This window comes from Bradyrhizobium sp. CCGB20 (genome assembly GCF_024199855.1).
GTDB lineage: Bacteria > Pseudomonadota > Alphaproteobacteria > Rhizobiales > Xanthobacteraceae > Bradyrhizobium.
In genome coordinates, this window is record NZ_JANADN010000001.1 from 613,256 (window position 1) to 630,768 (window position 17,513).

Here is a 17,513-nt window from a genome sequence, read left to right on the forward strand (position 1 = left end):
GGAAAAAAGGCTCCGTTCCGATTTCATCGGAACGGAGCTGATGGCTAGTTCGTCAGATGCGAGGCGGCGATCGCCTTCTGGAACAGCGCGTTCAGCGCGTCGCTGATGCTGGCATCGCTCGACACCTCGTAATAATAGCCCGACGTCGCGCAAGCCTGCATCTTGGTCCCGATCGAGCTGCGCCATGGCGCGATATAAGTGTTGTACCAGCTGTTGTTGGTGATCGCGAGATAGGTGGTGTAGAGCACCGCGATCTTGACGCCGCGCGCCTTGATGGTGTCGCAGATCGTGGTCGTGAGCGGCTCCTGGCACCGCCCTGACGAGCTGATCACCGTCTTGCTGCACGTCGAGGGATAATAGTAGTCGGCGACGCCATCCGAGACGAAGAACAGCCATTTCTGCGGCGACGACGAGGAGCCGTCGCCGGGTGTCGGGATCGTGCCGTTCATCGACGACAGCGTGCCGTCGAAATCGGTGCACATGTCGTTGTTGTAGTTGGTGTAGGGGATCGTCATCAGGTCGACGCCGGCAACCGCCGTCTTCACCGAGGAGAGGCTCGACGAGAGCGCGGATATGGTCGTCAGGCCGATCGAGCTGCAATCGCTGCCCATCGTGTAGACCGCCATCCGGTACTGGTTGCTGACGAGCTGGCTCGCGGTCGCCGTATCCGTCAGCGACTGCGTCGCGTCACGCACCAGGTCGATCCGCATCTTGATCCCCAGCTTCTTGGCGATCGAGTAGTAGCTCGAGGTCTGAAGCGTCTTCTTCGAGCTCGACGTATAGGTGTCGTGGCAGGCAAAGGCGCAGCTGTCGGAGGTCGCGTTCTGCAAGGCCGTCATGTCGGCCGTGGTCGCGCCCAGCCCCTGCGACGGCGAATTGTCCAGCAGCACGTAGAAGTCGATGTAGGACGGTAGCGAGGCCGCGGCGCTCGATGTTGCCGAGATCGCGAGCGTCTTGTAGCCCATGATTCCCATGAAATAAGTTGTCACGCTCGACGAGGCCGTTCCGGTGGCGGTGCGGGTGGTGACGCTGTCGGTCACGGTGATGGTCACGGAGCTCGTCGTCAGGCCGAGCGCGGACATCTGCCCGGTGAAGGTGTTCACGGCATCGCTCTGTGCCGCCGATGCGGTCTTCGTGATCTCGCTCTTGGCGGTGGCGACCAGCACGGCGGTGTCGAGGGCCGCCACCAGCTTCGCTCTTGCCCGCGTCGCGAGCGAGTAATCGATGGCGGCGCCGACAAAGGACAGCAGCGGCAACAGCGACAGCGCGAAGATGATGACGATGTTGCCACGGCGATCGGTCGCAAAGCGCGAGAGCAGGCGATGAGCATTCCCGGTGATCATGGTCAAACAGGGGGATCCTTCAGCGAAAATCGTATGGATCCGTAGCATCGCGGAAATTACGCAAGGGTTGATCCTGACGTCAGCGCGCATGTCTGCGCGTTACAGTTCGTGTCGCGGATGTGCCGCAAGCTCCTTGAAGAAAGGCTCTTCGTGCGAGAGCTCCGGTCTGCTCCGTGGGATCACCGAGGCGATGCGTTACCGGTCTCCGCACGGCAAGGCGTGCGCGCGGATGCCGCGTCGCGCAGGAGTGCGCCGACTTACGGCGAAGACGCGCTGAATGATCATGCGATCTTCTGCATCGTCACTTCGATGCGTTGCCGCTTCACGCCGTGTTTCTGCCACGACGGGTGCAGACAGACCATCGCGCAAGCTGTGCTGACCGGTATCGATTCCTTAACGAAAATTGACTCGAATTTTAGCCAATTCGCCAACAAGCGTTAGGGTTACTTCCTCGATCTCTAGGCGAATTATTGTCCGCTTTACCACCCGCCTCTAACAGAGGGGCGGCGGACAACGCACATGCCTCATACAGGCCAATAAGTGCGGCCCGCTCCACGCGGAGGTGGCACGATGCGCAACGAGACGATCGCTATTCACGCCGGCTACGAGCCCGAAGCCACCACGCACGCGGTGGCCGTGCCGATCTACCAGACCGCGGCCTACGCCTTCGACAGCGCCGATCACGGCGCCGCGCTCTTCAATCTCGAGGCCGAAGGCTTTCGCTACAGCCGTATCGCCAATCCGACCAGCGCAGTGCTGGAGAAGCGTATCGCCCAGCTCGAGGGCGGCGTCGGCGCGCTCGCGGTTGCGACCGGCCAGGCGGCGCTGCATTTCGCCTTCGTCAACGTCGCCGACCACGGCGGCAACATCGTTTCCGTGCCGCAGCTCTACGGCACCACGCATACGCTGCTCTCGCACATCCTGCCACGCCAGGGCATCACCGGCCGCTTCGCCGAGAGCGACAAGCCGGATGCGATCGAGAAACTGATCGACGAGAACACCCGCGCCGTGTTCGCCGAGACCATCGGCAATCCCGCCGGCAATGTCTGCGACATCGAGGCGCTGGCGAAGATCGCGCATGCGCATGGCGTGCCGCTCATCGTCGACAACACGGTCGCGACCCCGATCCTGCTCAAGCCGTTCGACTACGGCGCCGACATCGCGGTACACTCGCTCACCAAGTTTCTCGGCGGCCACGGCACCACGCTGGGCGGCGCCATCGTCGATTCCGGCAACTTCCCCTGGGCGAGGCACGCCGACCGCTTCCCGGCCTACAACAAGCCCGACGCCTCCTATCACGGCCTCGTCTATGCCGAGCGCTTCGGCAAGACCGCCTATATCGAGCGCGCCCGCAGTGTCTATCAGCGTACCATGGGCTCGGTGCTTTCGCCGTTCAACGCCTTCCTGTTGCTCCAGGGCATCGAGACCGTAGCGCTGCGGATGGAGCGCCACGTCGAGAACGCCCGCAAGGTCGCCGAATTCCTCCGCAAGGACTCGCGCGTCGCCTGGGTCAACTACACCGGCTTCCCGGACAGCCCGTACTATCCGCTCGTTCAGAAGTACCTCGACGGCAACGCCTCCTCGCTGTTCACCTTCGGCATCAAGGGCGGCATGGAAGCCGGCAAGACCTTCTACGACGCGCTGAAACTGATCACGCGCCTCGTCAATATCGGCGATGCCAAGTCGCTGGCTTGCCATCCGGCTTCGACCACGCATCGGCAGATGTCGACGGAGCAGCAGCGCACGGCCGGCGTGCTGCCGGAGACGATCCGCCTGTCGATCGGCATCGAGCATTCCGCAGATATCATCGAGGACATCGACCAGGCGCTCGAGAAGGCCTGCCCGTCGGCGCGCCTCCAGGCCGCGGAGTAGGCGACTGCGCCGATGACGATCCTGATCGACAGGGATCAAGGCATATCGAGCCCGGCACTGGTGCCGGCCGAGGGCGATCTCACGCGCGACCACGGTGGTGCTGAGCTCACGATCGGCCTGATCAACAACATGCCGGACCCGGCACTGAAAGCGACCGAGCGGCAGTTCATGAAGCTGCTCCAGGCCGCCGCAGGTCCGCGCCGCATCCGCTTCCACTGCTTCTCACTGCCCTCGGTGAAACGCTCGCCGGAAGCGAAGTGGCATGTCGAGAGTGAATATTCGGATCTCACCGAGCTCAGGCGCCACAGATTCGACGGGCTGATCGTGACCGGAGCCGAACCGGTCGCGCCCGAGCTCGACCAGGAGCCGTACTGGCGCGATCTCACCGAGCTGATCGACTGGGCCAAGGTCAACACGCGCTCGGCGATCTGGTCGTGCCTCGCCGCGCACGCGGCGGTGCTGCATCTCGACCACATCGAACGGCGGCGGCTGCCTGCCAAATGCCACGGCATTTTCGACTGCGAAGCCGTCGCGAACGATGCCCTGACGCGCGCCGCGCCTGCGCCGCTCAAGGTTTCGCATTCGCGTCTGAACGAGATCGCGGAGAGCGATCTGGCGCAGGCCGGCTATCAGGTGCTGACGCGCTCGGCAAAGGCCGGTGTCGATATCTTCACCCGGCAATATGCCAGCCGCTTCGTGTTCTTCCAGGGGCACCCGGAATACGATGCGCTGTCGCTCCAGCGTGAATATCTGCGCGACATCGGCCGCTATCTCGCCCGTGAGCGCGACAATTATCCGCACCTGCCCGTGAGCTATTTTGACGCAGCGACCGAAGAGAAGCTCGCGCGATTCGAAAGACGGGCGAAGCACGAACGCCATCCGGCGCTCACCAACGAGCTGCCTGCGCTGACTTTGCGCGCCGATATCGCGGCCGGCAGCGCCGCGGCGGCGCTTTTCCGCAACTGGCTGCAATATCTCGCGGCGGAAGCCGATGCGCCGGTCCTGACGCCCTAGCCGGAGGGCGTTGGCTCCGCGTTAGGATTACCCGAGCGTTAGGCTTGCCTCAACCAGCGCACGAATGTTTCAGTAGAGAAATATAGAATCACGGGAAACGTAAGTCGTGTGGTCGGCACTCCAGGGACGCGTGAGCAATCGGCTCGCCCGGCATTTCCGTGCCGCGCCGCACCGGCTGCCCTCGCATGCGCCGATGGTGAGCTTCACCTTCGACGATGCTCCCGACAGCGCCGCAGGCGAGGGCGCCGAGCTTCTGGAGCGGCATGGCGGTCGCGGCACCTACTACCTCGCCGGCAGCCTGATCGATCGTCCCTCGGACCATTGGCACGGCCTCTCGAACGACGCGATCGTGCGGCTCCATCGGGCCGGTCACGAGATCGCCTGCCACACCTTCTCGCACCGCAGCTCGGCCAATCTCGACGAGGCCGCAATGGCTCGCGAGATCGAGCGGAATCGCAGCTATTTCCACGGCATCGATTCCTCGATCAAGCTGGAGAACTTCGCCTATCCCTACGGAATCGCCTCGGTCTGGCGCAAGCCACAGCTCGCAAAGGCGTTCCGCTCGGCGCGCGGCATTCTTCCCGGCGTCAATCGCGACGTCATCGACCTCCAGTTCCTGCGTGCTTCGCCTCTGGTCGATTGCGAGATCGATATTGCAGGCGTCGATCGCTATTTCGACGAGGCGGTCGCAAGCGGCGGATGGCTGATCTTCTACGGCCATGACGTCACGAACACGCCAAGCCCCTATGGATGTACGCCCCACCTGATGCGCCACGCGCTGGAAGCAGCCGGGAAGCGCGGCATGCCGATCGTGACGGTCGCCGAAGCGCTGCGAAGGATCGGGGCGTAGCTTCTTCTTCCCTTCTCCCCCTGTGGGAGAAGGTGGCGCGAAGCGCCGGATGAGGGGTGTGTTTCAGCGAATCAGCTTCTGTCGATTCGCGGAAAGAACCCCTCACCCGTCTCGCCGCTACGCGGCGAGCCACCCTCTCCCACAGGGGGAGAGGGGACGAATTCCCGATGCCGCGCGAATAGTCTTGTCATGACCCCTACGGCATGCGACTGGCGTTGACCGAAATCTCAACGTCTCACACGCTCATGTCCGCTCCTTCCACCGCTCCGCTGCCTGCGCCGGCCAACGGCCGCGATGCGCTGTCGGTGCTGCATTCGGTGTTCGGCCTGCCGGGGTTCCGGGGGGCTCAGGGCGAGATCATCCGGCACGTCACGGACGGCGGCAATTGTCTGGTGCTGATGCCGACCGGCGGCGGCAAGTCGCTGTGCTACCAGCTGCCGTCATTGCTGCGCGAAGGCTGCGGCATCGTGGTGTCGCCGCTGATCGCGCTGATGCGCGACCAGGTCGCCGGCCTGATCGAGGCCGGTGTCAACGCGGCCGCGCTGAACTCCTCGCTGACCTTGCAAGAGGCCTCCGATATCGAGCGGCGCCTGATCGCGGGCGATCTCGACCTGCTCTATGTTGCGCCGGAACGCCTGGTGACGCCGCGCTGCCTGTCGATGCTGGCGCAGGCCAAGGTGTCGCTGTTTGCGATCGACGAAGCGCATTGCGTCTCGCAATGGGGCCACGACTTCCGCCCCGAATATGTCGGCCTCTCTATCATCGCCGAGCGGTTCCCCGACGTGCCGCGGATCGCGCTGACCGCGACGGCCGACGAGCTGACGCGCAAGGAGATCGTCCAGCGGCTGCAGCTTGCGGACAGCCCGCAATTCGTCTCCAGCTTCGACCGACCCAACATCCGCTACGAGATCGTCGACAAGCGCAACGCGGTGTCGCAGCTCAAGGACTTCATCCGGGAGCGCCACGCCGGCGACGCGGGCGTGGTCTATTGCCTCTCGCGCAACCGCGTTGAGGAGGTTGCCGCGGCGCTCGATGACGCCGGCATTGCGGCGCTGCCTTATCACGCCGGGCTCGACAGCAGCGTGCGCTCGCGCAACCAGGATCGGTTCCTCAACGAGGACGGCATCGTCATCGTCGCGACCATCGCCTTCGGCATGGGCATCGACAAGCCCGACGTGCGCTTCGTCGCCCATCTCGACCTGCCCAAGAGCATCGAGGCCTATTACCAGGAGACGGGGCGCGCGGGGCGCGACGGCAAGCCGTCCGCGGCCTGGATGGCGTATGGCCTCTCGGACATCGTGCAGCAGCGCCGCATGATCGACGAATCCAGCGGCTCCGACGATTTCAAGCGCGTGTCGATCGGCAAGCTCGACGCGCTCGTAGGCCTCGCCGAGACCGCGCAGTGCCGGCGCAAACGACTGCTCGCCTATTTCGGCGAGACGGAGACCGCGAACAGTTGCGGCAATTGCGACAACTGCCTGACGCCGCCGAAGATGCGCGACGGCAAGGTGCTGGCCCAAAAGCTGCTCTCCTGCGCCTACCGCACCGGGCAACGTTTTGGCGCGATGCACCTGATCGACGTGCTGATCGGCCGTCTGACCGAGAAGGTGACGCAGTTCGGCCACGACAAGCTCTCGGTGTTCGGCATCGGGCGCGAGCTGAACGAGAAGCAGTGGCGCACGGTGCTGCGGCAACTGGTGGCGATGGGCCATTTGCAGAGCGACAGCGAGGCGTTCGGCGCGCTGAAGCTGACGGACACCGCGCGCGGCGTGCTGCGTGGCGAGACCGAGGTGTGGCTGCGCGAGGAGGCGCCGGGCACGCGTGTCCGCGCCAGCCGGACCAAATCCCGCCGCGGCGACCTCGCGCCCGCGGCCAACGCACCGCAAGGCGATGTCGATCCCGAGTTGCGCGCGCGCCTGCGGTCCTGGCGTTCAGATGTCGCGCGCGAGCGCGGCGTGCCGGCCTATGTCGTGCTGCACGATGCCACCATCGACGGCATCGTCCGGGCCTGGCCGACGACGCTGGACGAACTGCGTGGCGTGCCGGGGATCGGCGACAAGAAGCTCGAGCATTACGGCGACGATCTGCTGCAGATCATCAGGACACGATAGCGAGTCCCGATCTCTCCACATCGTCATCCCGGACAAGCGAAGCGCAGATCCGGGATCCATAACCACAGGCCAACCTAGTTATGGCAAGCTGGTCATTACGAGTCTTCGCCAAACGCGATCCTATGGCTATGGGTCCCGGGTTCGCGACTTTGTCGCGCCCCGGGACGACAGTCTTGGTGGGGTAACTTCACCCATTCCTGAACGCATAAGCATATCCGTTCAGCGCCGGCGCACCGCCGAGATGGGCGTACAGAACCTTCGCACCCTTCTCGAAATAACCCTTCTGCGCGAGGTCGATCAGGCCCTGCATCGATTTGCCTTCGTAGACCGGGTCGGTGATCATGCCTTCGAGACGCGCGGTGAGGCGGATCGCCTCCTTGGTCTCTTCCGACGGCACGCCATAGGCGGGATAGGCGTAGTCCTCGATCAGCACGACGTCGTCGGCGACGAGATCCTTGCCGAGCTCGACCAGCTTGGCCGTGTTCTGTGCGATCTCGAGCACCTGGGCTTTCGTCTGTGCCGGCGTGAAGGATGCGTCGATGCCGATCACCTTTCGCGCGCGGCCGTCCGCCGCAAAACCGACCAGCATGCCGGCATGGGTCGAGCCGGTGACCGTGCAGACCACGATGTAGTCGAACTTGAAGCCGAGCTCCTTCTCCTGCTTGCGCACTTCCTCGGCGAAGCCGACATAGCCGAGCCCGCCAAACTTGTGCACGGAGGCGCCGGCCGGAATCGCATAAGGCTTGCCGCCTGCCGCCTTCACCTCGTCGATCGCCTGCTCCCAGCTCTTGCGGATGCCGATGTCGAAGCCGTCGTCGACGAGGCGCACGTCGGCGCCCATGATGCGCGACAGCATGATGTTGCCGACACGGTCATAGACCGCGTCCTCGTGCGGCACCCAGGCTTCCTGCACCAGGCGGCACTTCATGCCGATCTTGGCCGCGACCGCTGCGATCATGCGGGTGTGGTTGGACTGCACGCCGCCGATCGAGACCAGCGTGTCGGCGTTGGAGGCGATCGCATCGGGAATGATGTATTCGAGCTTGCGCAGCTTGTTGCCGCCATAGGCGAGGCCGGAATTGCAGTCCTCGCGCTTGGCATAGACCTCGACATTGCCGCCGAGATGCTTTGACAGCCGCTCCAGCTTCTCGATGGGCGTCGGGCCGAAGGTCAGCGGATAGCGCGCGAATTGGTCCAGCTTCATGGGTCATCCCGGTTGGTGTGTGTCTGGGATGTGGCTAGCATTGGCCTGGAAAAATGTGCTCCCGAATATTGCGTCGATATTGCGCCTTATCTTGCGGAAATCGCGCCAATGGTTAGTATTTCTTCCGATTGAATAGCCCATTACGGAAGCTTCTTCCATGTCCGCCCGGCTCGATCGCATCGACCTCAAGATGTTGAGATTGCTGCAGAATAACGGTCGGCTCAGCAACGCCGAGCTGGCCGAAACCGTCGCCATCAGCCCCGCCACCTGCCATCGCCGCACCCAGCGCCTGTTCGAGGACGGCTTCATCGCCGCCGTCCGGGCCATGGTCGCCCCGAAGAAGGTGGCGAAGGGGACGCTGGTGATGGTCGGCGTCGTGCTCGACCGCTCGACGCCGGAGAGCTTTGCCACCTTCGAGCAGGCGATCGCCAAGCTGAAATTCGTGCTCGACTGCCATCTCGTGGCCGGCGATTTCGACTACTTCCTCAAGATCCGGGTCGGCGACATGGAGGATTTCAACCGCATCCACGGCGAGCAGCTCATCGCGCTGCCCGGTGTCCGGCAGACCCGCACCTTCTTCGTGATGAAGGAAGTCGTCGACAACGCGCCGCTGGAGTTTTGAGCTGCAGCGTTTTTCAGCGCGTTGGAAGCCGGTTCGCGCCGTAAAAACGCGTCGAAACAGCAATTCGACGCTATTGATGCGCGATACTCATCATGAGAGATTCGCCCAATGCAGCCGCCTCCCTTTCGTCAGCAAAATCCTGTCGCGCCGGACTACCGGCGCGGCTGGGTGGACGAGGCCGTCGCCGCGATCGAGGCGGACCAGTGCCGGACCGCAGACACGCATCTGATCCGGCTGATCGTGCCGGCGCTATCAGGCATCGACATCTATCTGAAGGACGAATCCACGCATCCGACCGGCAGCCTGAAGCACCGGCTGGCGCGCTCGCTGTTCCTTTACGCGCTCTGCAACGGCCACATCCGTGAAGGCACGCCTGTCGTCGAGGCATCTTCCGGATCGACCGCGGTGTCGGAAGCCTATTTCGCGCAGATGATCGGCGTGCCGTTCTACGCCGTGATGCCGCGCACGACCTCGGCGGAGAAGATCGCGGCGATCGAACATTATGGCGGCAACTGCCATCTGATCGACGACGGCCGCGCGCTCTACGCGGAGGCCGCCGCGCTCGCGACCCGGCTGGGTGGCCACTACATGGACCAGTTTACCTTCGCCGAGCGCGCCACGGATTGGCGCGGCAACAACAACATCGCCGAATCGATCTTCACGCAATTGCACGGCGAGCCGCGCCCGCTGCCGGACTGGATCGTGATGGGAGCCGGCACCGGCGGCACCTCGGCCACCATCGGACGCTATTTGCGCTATCGTCAGTATCCGACGCGTCTCTGCGTCGCCGATGTCGAGCATTCCGCCTTCTTCGACTGCTTTCGCACGCAGGACCGCTCCCATGTTTGCGACCGTCCGTCGCTGATTGAAGGTGTCGGCCGGCCGCGCTGCGAGCCGTCCTTTGTGCCGGGCGTGGTCGATCGCATGATGAAGATTCCGGATGCGGCGACGATCGCCGCGATGAACGTATTGTCGCGCCGGCTGCGCCGCGCAGTCGGCGGCTCCACTGGCACCAACTTCCTGGCGCTGTGCCGGCTCGCCGCGGAGATGCGCAAGGCGAATGTAACGGGCTCGTTGGTGACGTTGATCTGCGATTCCGGCGAGCGCTACGGGCAGACCTATTACGAGCCCGGATGGCTGAAAGCGCGCGGCCTCGATCCTGCGCCGGTCGAGACGGCCCTGTCGTCGTTCCTCGCGACGGGCGACCCGCTGACGCTTGACGTCGATGACGTCGTCAATCCGCAAGGCGTTGGGGCCTCATAGCCGACGTCTCCCTGCCATTTGCAAAATGGCACGGTCGTCACGGCAACTTCACTTGCCATGCGCTCGCCTGCAGATGAGCTTTGCCTCTTCTCAACGAGGAGATCCCGCCGTGCGCCTTCCCATTCTCGATCCCAAGGATCTGACCAACGAACAGAAGCCGCTCTATGACGACATGCGAGCCGGCATCAAGGACCACTTCAAGGGCTTCGTGAACATGCGCGACGACGGCGCGCTGCTCGGGCCCTGGAATCCCTGGATCCGCGAACCGCGCTTCGGCAAGCCGGTGTGGGAGCTGGTCAAGGCGATCGCGTCGAACCCGCTGCTGCCGGCGCCGGTGCGCGAGGTCGCGATCCTCGTCACCGGCTCGCATTTCCGCTCCGGCTACGAGCTCTATGCTCATGTCCTGGTCGCCGAGCAGCGCGGCCTCTCCGACGAGAAGCTCGCGACCATCGTCGCCGGACAGCGGCCGGTGGATCTGACCAAGCAGGAGGCGGTCGCTTACGACATGGCCTCGGCACTGGTGAGCGGTGGCGTGCTGCCGGAGTTGACTTATCGGGCGGCGGTGAAGGAGTTCGGCGAGCATGGTGCGGCCGAGCTGTCCTATCTCGTCGGCATCTATTGCATGGTCTCGGTCACGCTCAACACGTTTGACGTGCCGGTGCCGGAATAGAAACGGCTCCCTTCGATCACTCCGCCGCCTTGCTTGCGGGCGGCGGGAGCGCGAAGGCGATGCAGCGATTGCGGCCTTCGGCCTTGGCCTGGTAGAGCGCATGATCGGCCGCGCCCATCAGCGCGTCGGTGCCCGACATGCTGACGGTGGCTTCCGCGATGCCGATGCTCACGGTGACGCCGAACTGGATCCTGTCTGCGAGGATCTGCGCACTCATCACGCGCTTGCGGATGCGCTCGGCGACCGTCCTTGCACGGGACAGGCTGGTCTCGGGCAGGAGAACCGCAAATTCCTCGCCGCCGACGCGGCCGACGATGTCCGACTTGCGCTTGCCTTCGAGGCACGCAGCCGCAACCGCCTTGATCGCGGCGTCACCCGTCGCATGGCCATGGCGATCGTTGACCGACTTGAAGTGGTCGATGTCGAGCATCAGCACCGAGACGGAGCGATAGTAGCGTTGAAAGCGGCTCCATTCCGCAGCGAGGCACTCGAGAAAGTGGCGGCGATTGTAGAGCCCGGTCAGCGGATCGGTGGTGGCGAGCGTCTCCAGCATCGCGGCTTTTTGCGTCAGATCGGTGATGTCGACATAGGTCAGCATGCGGCCGCCATTCGACATCGTGGTGCAATGGGCCCTGATGCGTCTGCCGTCCGGGGTCTGCAGGTCGCGCACATGATCGCCGGCCTTGACCTCATCGACGCGCCTTGCCGGAAATTTCGCGAGCTCGTTGGTTGGAAGATTCGGTGCGCTGGCGCGATGCAGGCCTCGCACCAGCGACGAATAGGCCGGCCGGTTCGCGGCCTCGTCGTCGCTGATCTCCCAAAAACGTCGCATGCGCCGGTTCATGAAGGTGGCGTGCAGGTCGGAGTCGAGCAGGAGGACCCCGTCCTGGACGTTCTCCAGCGCATCCCGCAGCAGCTTCAGCTCGTCGGAGGTGCGCACAATGTCGGTGACGGGCGTGTAGGTCAGCATGCGTCCGCCGTCGGGCAGTGGGGTGACCTGGACGCGCACGACATCGCCATTGGTCCGGCGCAGATCGATCGGCGTCGGATCACCGGCTTCGATCACACGGACGCGTTCCGCCACCAGAGCATCGAGCTCGGGGTCCGGCACCTCATAGGCTCCGATGTCACGTCCGTGACGAAGCAGCGTGAGAATGGACGGATTGCTGTCGGCGACCTCGTCGGGGAGGCGCCACATCTGTCGAAACGACCGGTTGATCAGGCGCGCCCTGAGGCTGGAGTCGAGCAGCACGATGCCGGTCGGCACATGATCGAGCGCGGCGCGCAGCGCCAGCATCTGGCCGCGCATCAGCGCGTCGGAGGAGCGTTCCCGTTCCTCGCCGGCCGAGCGCTCGATGGTGTTCGGCTGCTCGAAGGCGACGCCGACCTGACGGTCCGATCGCCAGATCACGCGGCAGGTCAGGATCTCGCGTCCCGCAAGCCTGAGCTGGAATCGCTCAGGCACGCCGAGGCCACTCTCCATCTCGAGCGTGGCGCCCTCCTCGGAGAGCCGGCGCACGACGCAATCGATCGACGACTGGCCGAAATTGAAGAAGATCTTCCCAGCAAGGAACGTCCGTTCCGGGACCAAGCGGGACATTCACAGCCTCCAAGCTGAACACGCCACGAACAAGCCGGTCCAGTCTCGCGCAAGGTTACTTGCGGCGGTGTAACGCGATCGACGTTTTGGGATGAGGATTAACAACCGGTTGACGCGCAATGCGAGCGGCGGATGCGAAAGGCTTCAATGCACCCGCTCCATAGCCGGTCGTCCGGACGCTGCGCTCTATCGAAAATCCTCTGCGACCGCAGTCAGTTGCGTACCGCGTAGAGCGGTGTGCGCAACGTCAGCTGGCAGGACGGCTTCGGCATCCAGGCGATCTGGGCGGTGATGCCGAACAGGCGGTTGTCGTTATCGTCCATGCGGTCGAGATCGAGCCGCAGGAGCGGCTGGGTGAAGGACTCCGCCAGCGTCCGGCCTGCAAGCTGCGCGCCGCCGAACGACTGCACGCCGAGGCGTCCCGTGAACTTCCAGTTGCTCGGCCACTGGTAATAGCCGCCGCCATAGAGGATCGTGTTCGGCCTGATGCTGGCGAGCTGGCTGGCGATGTCGGTGTGGGTGTATTGCACCCCGGCAAGCCAGCCCCGGGTCTCGTCCTCGTCCAGCGCGTAGTCGAATTCCAGGATGTTGTTGAACGATGTCGTCATGCCCTGCTCGTTCGGCACCGACTGCGTCAGGGTCGATTGCAGCGTAATGGTCGGGATCTTTCCGCCGTTCTGCTGATAGAGATCGGCCTGCACGCCGATGTTCCAGCTGGTGATGTCGAACGCCGTCCAGCCGCCACCGATGTCGGTCGTTGAGCCCGATACGCCGCCATAGAGCGATACGCTATCGCTGACGTCGACGGTCAGCGGCAGGTCGACGGCGATCGCCTTTGCCGCCGGCAAGCCGTTTGGCAGGGTCGTGCCTCTGCGCGCCGCCAGCGCCTCGAACGCGGCCGACAATGATGTGTTGCCGAAGCCGAGCCCGAGCGTGCCCGCGGGAATCGCCGCATAGATCGTGCGCAGATCAAGGTAGATGTTCGGCAGAGCCGGCTTTGCCGGTGCATCCTCCTCGGCCTCATCGGCGACGGCAGCGCCCGCCGAAACCGCCAGGGAAAGCAACCCTATCGCGGCAATGCGCAAAGCCCGATGATGCGATGGGTTACAATGAGACACGTGACAATCCGACGCGTGGCACGGCGATGCCGGAACCGCGCGCTAGATGGAACGTGATCGCTCCCAGGGTCAAGCGCTATCCGCAGGCGATGGACTGCACCGACGTGCGCGGCTAATCTGCCGTGATCGCACTGACACACGCGCCGGCCAGAGTGCAGGCCGGACATCGGAAGGACAACAGCCATGAACACGTCACGCCGCATCCTGCTCACCGGTCTGGCGGGACTCGCTGTGGCCCCGACTGCCGTGGCCGCCTCCATACCGTCGGCCGAGCCCGACGACGTGACGGTCGCCGAAGAACGCTTCGCGCGCACGATCGCCGCCGCGCATGCGCCCGACGTCACCTGCGCGCGGCAGGCCGAGCGTTACGCGGATGCGCATTGGCTTGAGTATGTCGTGGCAGCGCGCGCAGTGATCGGCGCAAGGGTGTGAGTCTTTCTTCCTTCTCCCACAAGGGGGAGGGTAAGCGAGCGCCTCACGTCTCCACTGCGCGTCTGACCTGCTCGCCGATCTGCGACAGCACGAGCTGCGCCTGCGGCAGGATCGCGCCCATGGCATGGAAATTGTGGACCATGCCGTCATGGCAGACGTGCTCGACCGCGACGCCCGCGGCGAGCAGCTTGCGCGCATAGGCGTTACCTTCGTCGCGCATCGGATCGAATTCGGCGGTGTGGATGATGGCGGTCGGCAGGCCCGCGAGCCGTGTCGCGCGCAGGGGCGAGATGCGGGGATCGGCGGCATCCAGGCCCTCGGGCAGATAGTCCGCGAGGTCGGCTTCGATGGTGACGCGATCGATCAGATGGCCTTCGGCGAATTCCTCGCGCGAGGGCGAGGTTTCCTCGAAATCCAGCACCGGACAGATCAGGCATTGCGCGACGATCGAGAGGCCGGCGGTCTGCGCCGCTTCCTGGCACACGATCGCGGCGAGGGTGGCGCCGGCGGAATCGCCGCCGACCACCAGACGTTCGGCGTCGATACCCAGCGACGAGGCTTGCCGCGCGACCCATTCGGTCGCTGCGATCGCGTCGTCGACGGCAGCGGGATATTTGTGCTCCGGCGCCAGCCGGTAATCGACCGAGACGAGGCGGCAGCCGGTCACATGCGCCAGCGCCGCCGCGATGCGGTCATGCGTCGCAATGCTTCCGGCCACGAGCCCGCCGCCATGAAAGAACACGAAGCCCGGCGCGCGCTCGCCGGCAGAAGCGGGCGAATAAAGCCGATAGGGCAGCTTGCCACCGGGCCCCGGAAACATGCCGTCGGACGTGCTCACATCCGGCGCCTCGGCACGCGTGAACTGCATCAGCTTCGCCAGCGACTGCCGCCGCGCCTCAACGCTCGGCCGGCTCCGCGCCTGCGGCGCGGCCGCAGCCATCATGGTCAACAAACGCTTTGCGAGCGGATCGAGCGGCATGGCACTTCCTTTTCCCCTTGTGGGAGAGGGTAACTCAGCAGCCCGGCGCAGCAAATCATTTAGAAATTGCGACCAATAGTGGCGCTATAGTGTGGCGTCACGCCAAGGGGAGGCCGGTCATGGCCGAGATCAAGAAGCCGATCGAATATTCGCCGAGCTGGACCTTCTTCGAAGGCAAATGGCACGACGGCAATGTGCCGATCATGGGCCCGCGCACGCATGCGGCCTGGCTCGGCTCGGTCGTGTTCGACGGTGCGCGCGCGTTCGAAGGCGTCGCGCCCGATCTCGACCGTCACGTCGCCCGCGCCAATCAATCCGCGATCAATTTTGGCCTGAAGCCGGTGGTCGACATCGGCACCTGGCTCGCGCTCGCCAACGAAGGCATCGCGCGCTTCGCCCCGAATGCCGAGCTCTACGTCCGTCCGATGTACTGGGCGCAGAACGGTTCGGGCGGCGGCGTGCTGTTCGACCCCGAGACCACCAACTGGTGCCTGTGCATCTACGAGGCGCCGATGCCGAAACCCGTCGGCAACGCCATCACTCTGTCGCCGTTCCGCAGGCCCACGGCCGAATGTGCGCCGGTCGAGGCCAAGGCCGCCTGTCTCTATCCGAACAATTCGCGCGCGCTCGCCGAAGCTGCCGGGCGCGGCTTCCAGAACGCCCTGATGCTCGACATGCTCGGCAACGTCGCGGAGTTCGGCAATTCCAACGTATTCATGGCCAGGGACGGCGTGGTCTACACGCCGGTCCCGAACGGCACGTTCCTGAACGGCATCACGCGTCAGCGCGTCATCAGCCTGCTGCGCGGCGACGGCGTCACGGTGGTCGAGAAGACGCTGCGCTATCCCGACTTCCTCGCCGCCGACGAGATCTTCTCCACCGGCAATTTCGCCAAGGTCGCTCCCGTGATCCGCATCGACGAGCGCGAGCTGAAGCCGGGCCCGCTCTACACCAAAGCGCGAAAACTCTATTGGGATTTTGCGCATGCGGTGAGGCTGGCGGCGTAGGCGGCATGCGGCTGTCGGTGAGGGCCCTTCACGCCGATCACTCCGCTGTCATCGCCCGACTTGATCGGGCGATCCAGTATTCCAGAGGCGGCTGCGATTCTCCGATGGGCCGCGGCGTACTGGATGCCCCGGTCAAGTGTTTAGCCCGGACAGATCACTGACGGGTGTTCGGAGACATAGCTGACACATCAACATTGGCTGGATTGGTCCGATTCGGGAGGCCGTCCATGCCTTGGAATGAGGTGTCAGTAATGGATCAGCGCCACGAGTTTGTGCGGCTTGCTTTGCAAGAGGGAGCCAATCGGCGCGAGCTCTGCCGCCGGTTCAACATCAGTCCTGATGTTGGCTACAAGTGGCTGGCGCGCTGGCAGGCCGGTGATCGGGAGCTGGCCGACCGCTCGCGGCGCCCGCACGCGATGCCCAGGCGGAGTGAGCCCGCGGTCGAGACGCAGGTTCTGGCTGTGCGCGACAAGCATCCGGCCTGGGGAGCGCGGAAGATCGCCCATTGCCTGAAGCGGGGCGGGCAGACGGTGCCTGTGCCGTCAACGGTGCACCAGATCCTGTGCCGGAACGGCCGGGTCAGCCCCAGCGAGAATGCACCGCCAAATCCGGGGCACCGCTTCGAGAAGGAAGCTCCCAACCTGCTGTGGCAGATGGACTTCAAGGGGCACCTGCCGCTCGCCAACGGAACGCGCTGCCATCCGCTCACAATCGTCGACGATCACTCGCGCTATGTTCTGTGCCTGAAGGCCTGTGCCGACGAGCAGCGTCTGACCGTGCAGGATCACCTGACGGCGACGTTCCGCTGCTATGGCCTGCCGGAGGCCTTCTACACCGACAACGGCTCACCCTGGGGCGACACGTCCGGCATTCGTTGGACCGGACTGAAGGTGTGGCTGCTCAAGCTTGGCGTCAGGGTGGTCCATGCCAGGCCGTGCCATCCACAGGCCCGCGGCAAGAACGAACGCTTCCATCGCACCCTGAAGGCCGAGGTCTTTGCCATGCGCCGCTTCCGCACCCTCCCGGAAGTCCAGCGTGCCTTCGATGCCTGGCGGCCGGTCTACAATCTGGAGCGGCCCCACGAGGGCCTGGATATGCACGTCCCTGCCGATCGCTTCCGGCCAAGTGCCCGTGCCATGCCGGCCCGCGTTCCGAACGTCGCGTATGACAGCGGCGAGATCGTGCGCAGGGTCTCATCGACAAGACCCTACATCTCCTTCAAGGGGCGCTTCTGGAAAGTTCCCCAGGCTTTCGCACGCGAACGTCTCGCCATCCGACCGCTGGATCGTGACGGCCACTACGGAATCTTCTTCGCCAGCTGGCAGGTCGCATCCATCGACTTGACCAACGCCCAACCTGTCAGTGATGTGTCCGAACAGGTGTCAGCTATGTCTCCGGACTAAACATCAAGCCGGGGCATAACGCCTG

16 protein-coding genes are annotated in these 17,513 nt (G+C 64.5%); 11 read left to right on the forward strand and 5 right to left on the reverse strand.

Going from position 1 to position 17,513, the window contains the following annotated elements; all coding sequences use genetic code 11:
• Positions 1 to 44: 44 nt before the first annotated feature.
• Positions 45 to 1,343, reverse strand: coding sequence for a TadE/TadG family type IV pilus assembly protein (locus tag NLM15_RS02820; protein ID WP_254124128.1), 1,299 nt, complete (start codon positions 1,341 to 1,343; stop codon positions 45 to 47).
• Between the two features lie 117 nt (positions 1,344 to 1,460).
• Between NLM15_RS02820 and NLM15_RS02825 the strand changes: the two genes are divergently transcribed.
• The 5 genes from NLM15_RS02825 (at position 1,461) to recQ (ending at position 7,190) form a co-directional block, all read left to right on the forward strand.
• Positions 1,461 to 1,784 (forward strand): hypothetical protein, encoded by a 324-nt coding sequence (locus tag NLM15_RS02825; RefSeq protein WP_254115172.1) that lies wholly within the window; start codon positions 1,461 to 1,463, stop codon positions 1,782 to 1,784.
• Between the two features lie 129 nt (positions 1,785 to 1,913).
• Entirely contained in the window at positions 1,914 to 3,215 is a 1,302-nt protein-coding gene (locus NLM15_RS02830) for an O-acetylhomoserine aminocarboxypropyltransferase/cysteine synthase family protein (RefSeq protein WP_254115173.1), read from the forward strand.
• 12 nt (positions 3,216 to 3,227) lie between these two features.
• Positions 3,228 to 4,229, forward strand: coding sequence for a homoserine O-succinyltransferase (locus NLM15_RS02835; RefSeq protein WP_254115174.1), 1,002 nt, complete (start codon positions 3,228 to 3,230; stop codon positions 4,227 to 4,229).
• A 106-nt stretch (positions 4,230 to 4,335) separates the two neighbouring features.
• Positions 4,336 to 5,079, forward strand: coding sequence for a polysaccharide deacetylase family protein (locus tag NLM15_RS02840; RefSeq protein WP_309144913.1), 744 nt, complete (start codon positions 4,336 to 4,338; stop codon positions 5,077 to 5,079).
• A 245-nt stretch (positions 5,080 to 5,324) separates the two neighbouring features.
• The gene (recQ, locus tag NLM15_RS02845; RefSeq protein WP_254115176.1) at positions 5,325 to 7,190 is read left to right on the forward strand and encodes a DNA helicase RecQ; all 1,866 of its coding nucleotides are present in this window, start codon (positions 5,325 to 5,327) and stop codon (positions 7,188 to 7,190) included.
• Positions 7,191 to 7,377: 187 nt separating this feature from the next.
• Here the strand turns inward: recQ and NLM15_RS02850 are convergent, their stop codons facing one another.
• Positions 7,378 to 8,394, reverse strand: coding sequence for a 1-aminocyclopropane-1-carboxylate deaminase (locus NLM15_RS02850; protein ID WP_254115177.1), 1,017 nt, complete (start codon positions 8,392 to 8,394; stop codon positions 7,378 to 7,380).
• Between the two features lie 157 nt (positions 8,395 to 8,551).
• On the opposite strand from NLM15_RS02850, the gene NLM15_RS02855 reads away from it, so the two are divergent.
• The 3 genes from NLM15_RS02855 (at position 8,552) to NLM15_RS02865 (ending at position 10,949) form a co-directional block, all read left to right on the forward strand.
• The gene (locus NLM15_RS02855) at positions 8,552 to 9,016 is read left to right on the forward strand and encodes an Lrp/AsnC family transcriptional regulator (protein WP_254115178.1); all 465 of its coding nucleotides are present in this window, start codon (positions 8,552 to 8,554) and stop codon (positions 9,014 to 9,016) included.
• 108 nt (positions 9,017 to 9,124) lie between these two features.
• On the forward strand, positions 9,125 to 10,279 hold the full coding sequence (locus NLM15_RS02860; RefSeq protein ID WP_254115179.1) for a PLP-dependent cysteine synthase family protein: 1,155 nt from the start codon (positions 9,125 to 9,127) through the stop codon (positions 10,277 to 10,279).
• Positions 10,280 to 10,388: 109 nt separating this feature from the next.
• A complete protein-coding gene (locus NLM15_RS02865; RefSeq protein WP_254115180.1) occupies positions 10,389 to 10,949 on the forward strand; it encodes a carboxymuconolactone decarboxylase family protein in 561 nt (186 codons plus the stop codon).
• 16 nt (positions 10,950 to 10,965) lie between these two features.
• On the opposite strand, the gene NLM15_RS02870 is transcribed toward NLM15_RS02865, so the two are convergent.
• Positions 10,966 to 12,549, reverse strand: coding sequence for a sensor domain-containing diguanylate cyclase (locus NLM15_RS02870; RefSeq protein WP_254115181.1), 1,584 nt, complete (start codon positions 12,547 to 12,549; stop codon positions 10,966 to 10,968).
• Between the two features lie 212 nt (positions 12,550 to 12,761).
• Positions 12,762 to 13,634 (reverse strand): hypothetical protein, encoded by an 873-nt coding sequence (locus tag NLM15_RS02875; protein ID WP_254124129.1) that lies wholly within the window; start codon positions 13,632 to 13,634, stop codon positions 12,762 to 12,764.
• A 216-nt stretch (positions 13,635 to 13,850) separates the two neighbouring features.
• Between NLM15_RS02875 and NLM15_RS02880 the strand changes: the two genes are divergently transcribed.
• Positions 13,851 to 14,099: a hypothetical protein gene (locus NLM15_RS02880; RefSeq protein ID WP_254115182.1), complete on the forward strand. Its 249-nt coding sequence runs from the start codon at positions 13,851 to 13,853 to the stop codon at positions 14,097 to 14,099.
• A gap of 43 nt (positions 14,100 to 14,142) precedes the next feature.
• On the opposite strand, the gene NLM15_RS02885 is transcribed toward NLM15_RS02880, so the two are convergent.
• Entirely contained in the window at positions 14,143 to 15,078 is a 936-nt protein-coding gene (locus NLM15_RS02885; RefSeq protein WP_254115183.1) for an alpha/beta hydrolase, read from the reverse strand.
• A gap of 119 nt (positions 15,079 to 15,197) precedes the next feature.
• Here NLM15_RS02885 and NLM15_RS02890 point away from each other — a divergent pair, with 119 nt between their 5' ends.
• Both NLM15_RS02890 and NLM15_RS02895 read left to right on the forward strand, forming a co-directional pair.
• Entirely contained in the window at positions 15,198 to 16,085 is an 888-nt protein-coding gene (locus NLM15_RS02890; protein WP_254115184.1) for a branched-chain amino acid aminotransferase, read from the forward strand.
• 227 nt (positions 16,086 to 16,312) lie between these two features.
• Positions 16,313 to 17,488, forward strand: a complete 1,176-nt coding sequence (locus NLM15_RS02895; protein WP_254115031.1) for an IS481 family transposase — start codon at positions 16,313 to 16,315, stop codon at positions 17,486 to 17,488.
• Positions 17,489 to 17,513 lie beyond the last annotated feature (25 nt).

What these genes read in the sequence shown, in the direction of transcription:
- NLM15_RS02820 (WP_254124128.1), bottom strand. Translation starts at nt 1,343, where the DNA reads ATGATCACCGGGAATGCTCATCGCCTGCTCTCGCGCTTTGCGACCGAT.
- NLM15_RS02825 (WP_254115172.1), top strand. Translation starts at nt 1,461, where the DNA reads ATGTGCCGCAAGCTCCTTGAAGAAAGGCTCTTCGTGCGAGAGCTCCGG.
- NLM15_RS02830 (WP_254115173.1), top strand. Translation starts at nt 1,914, where the DNA reads ATGCGCAACGAGACGATCGCTATTCACGCCGGCTACGAGCCCGAAGCC.
- NLM15_RS02835 (WP_254115174.1), top strand. Translation starts at nt 3,228, where the DNA reads ATGACGATCCTGATCGACAGGGATCAAGGCATATCGAGCCCGGCACTG.
- recQ (WP_254115176.1), top strand. Translation starts at nt 5,325, where the DNA reads ATGTCCGCTCCTTCCACCGCTCCGCTGCCTGCGCCGGCCAACGGCCGC.
- NLM15_RS02850 (WP_254115177.1), bottom strand. Translation starts at nt 8,394, where the DNA reads ATGAAGCTGGACCAATTCGCGCGCTATCCGCTGACCTTCGGCCCGACG.
- NLM15_RS02855 (WP_254115178.1), top strand. Translation starts at nt 8,552, where the DNA reads ATGTCCGCCCGGCTCGATCGCATCGACCTCAAGATGTTGAGATTGCTG.
- NLM15_RS02860 (WP_254115179.1), top strand. Translation starts at nt 9,125, where the DNA reads ATGCAGCCGCCTCCCTTTCGTCAGCAAAATCCTGTCGCGCCGGACTAC.
- NLM15_RS02870 (WP_254115181.1), bottom strand. Translation starts at nt 12,549, where the DNA reads ATGTCCCGCTTGGTCCCGGAACGGACGTTCCTTGCTGGGAAGATCTTC.
- NLM15_RS02880 (WP_254115182.1), top strand. Translation starts at nt 13,851, where the DNA reads ATGAACACGTCACGCCGCATCCTGCTCACCGGTCTGGCGGGACTCGCT.
- NLM15_RS02885 (WP_254115183.1), bottom strand. Translation starts at nt 15,078, where the DNA reads ATGCCGCTCGATCCGCTCGCAAAGCGTTTGTTGACCATGATGGCTGCG.
- NLM15_RS02890 (WP_254115184.1), top strand. Translation starts at nt 15,198, where the DNA reads ATGGCCGAGATCAAGAAGCCGATCGAATATTCGCCGAGCTGGACCTTC.
- NLM15_RS02895 (WP_254115031.1), top strand. Translation starts at nt 16,313, where the DNA reads ATGCCTTGGAATGAGGTGTCAGTAATGGATCAGCGCCACGAGTTTGTG.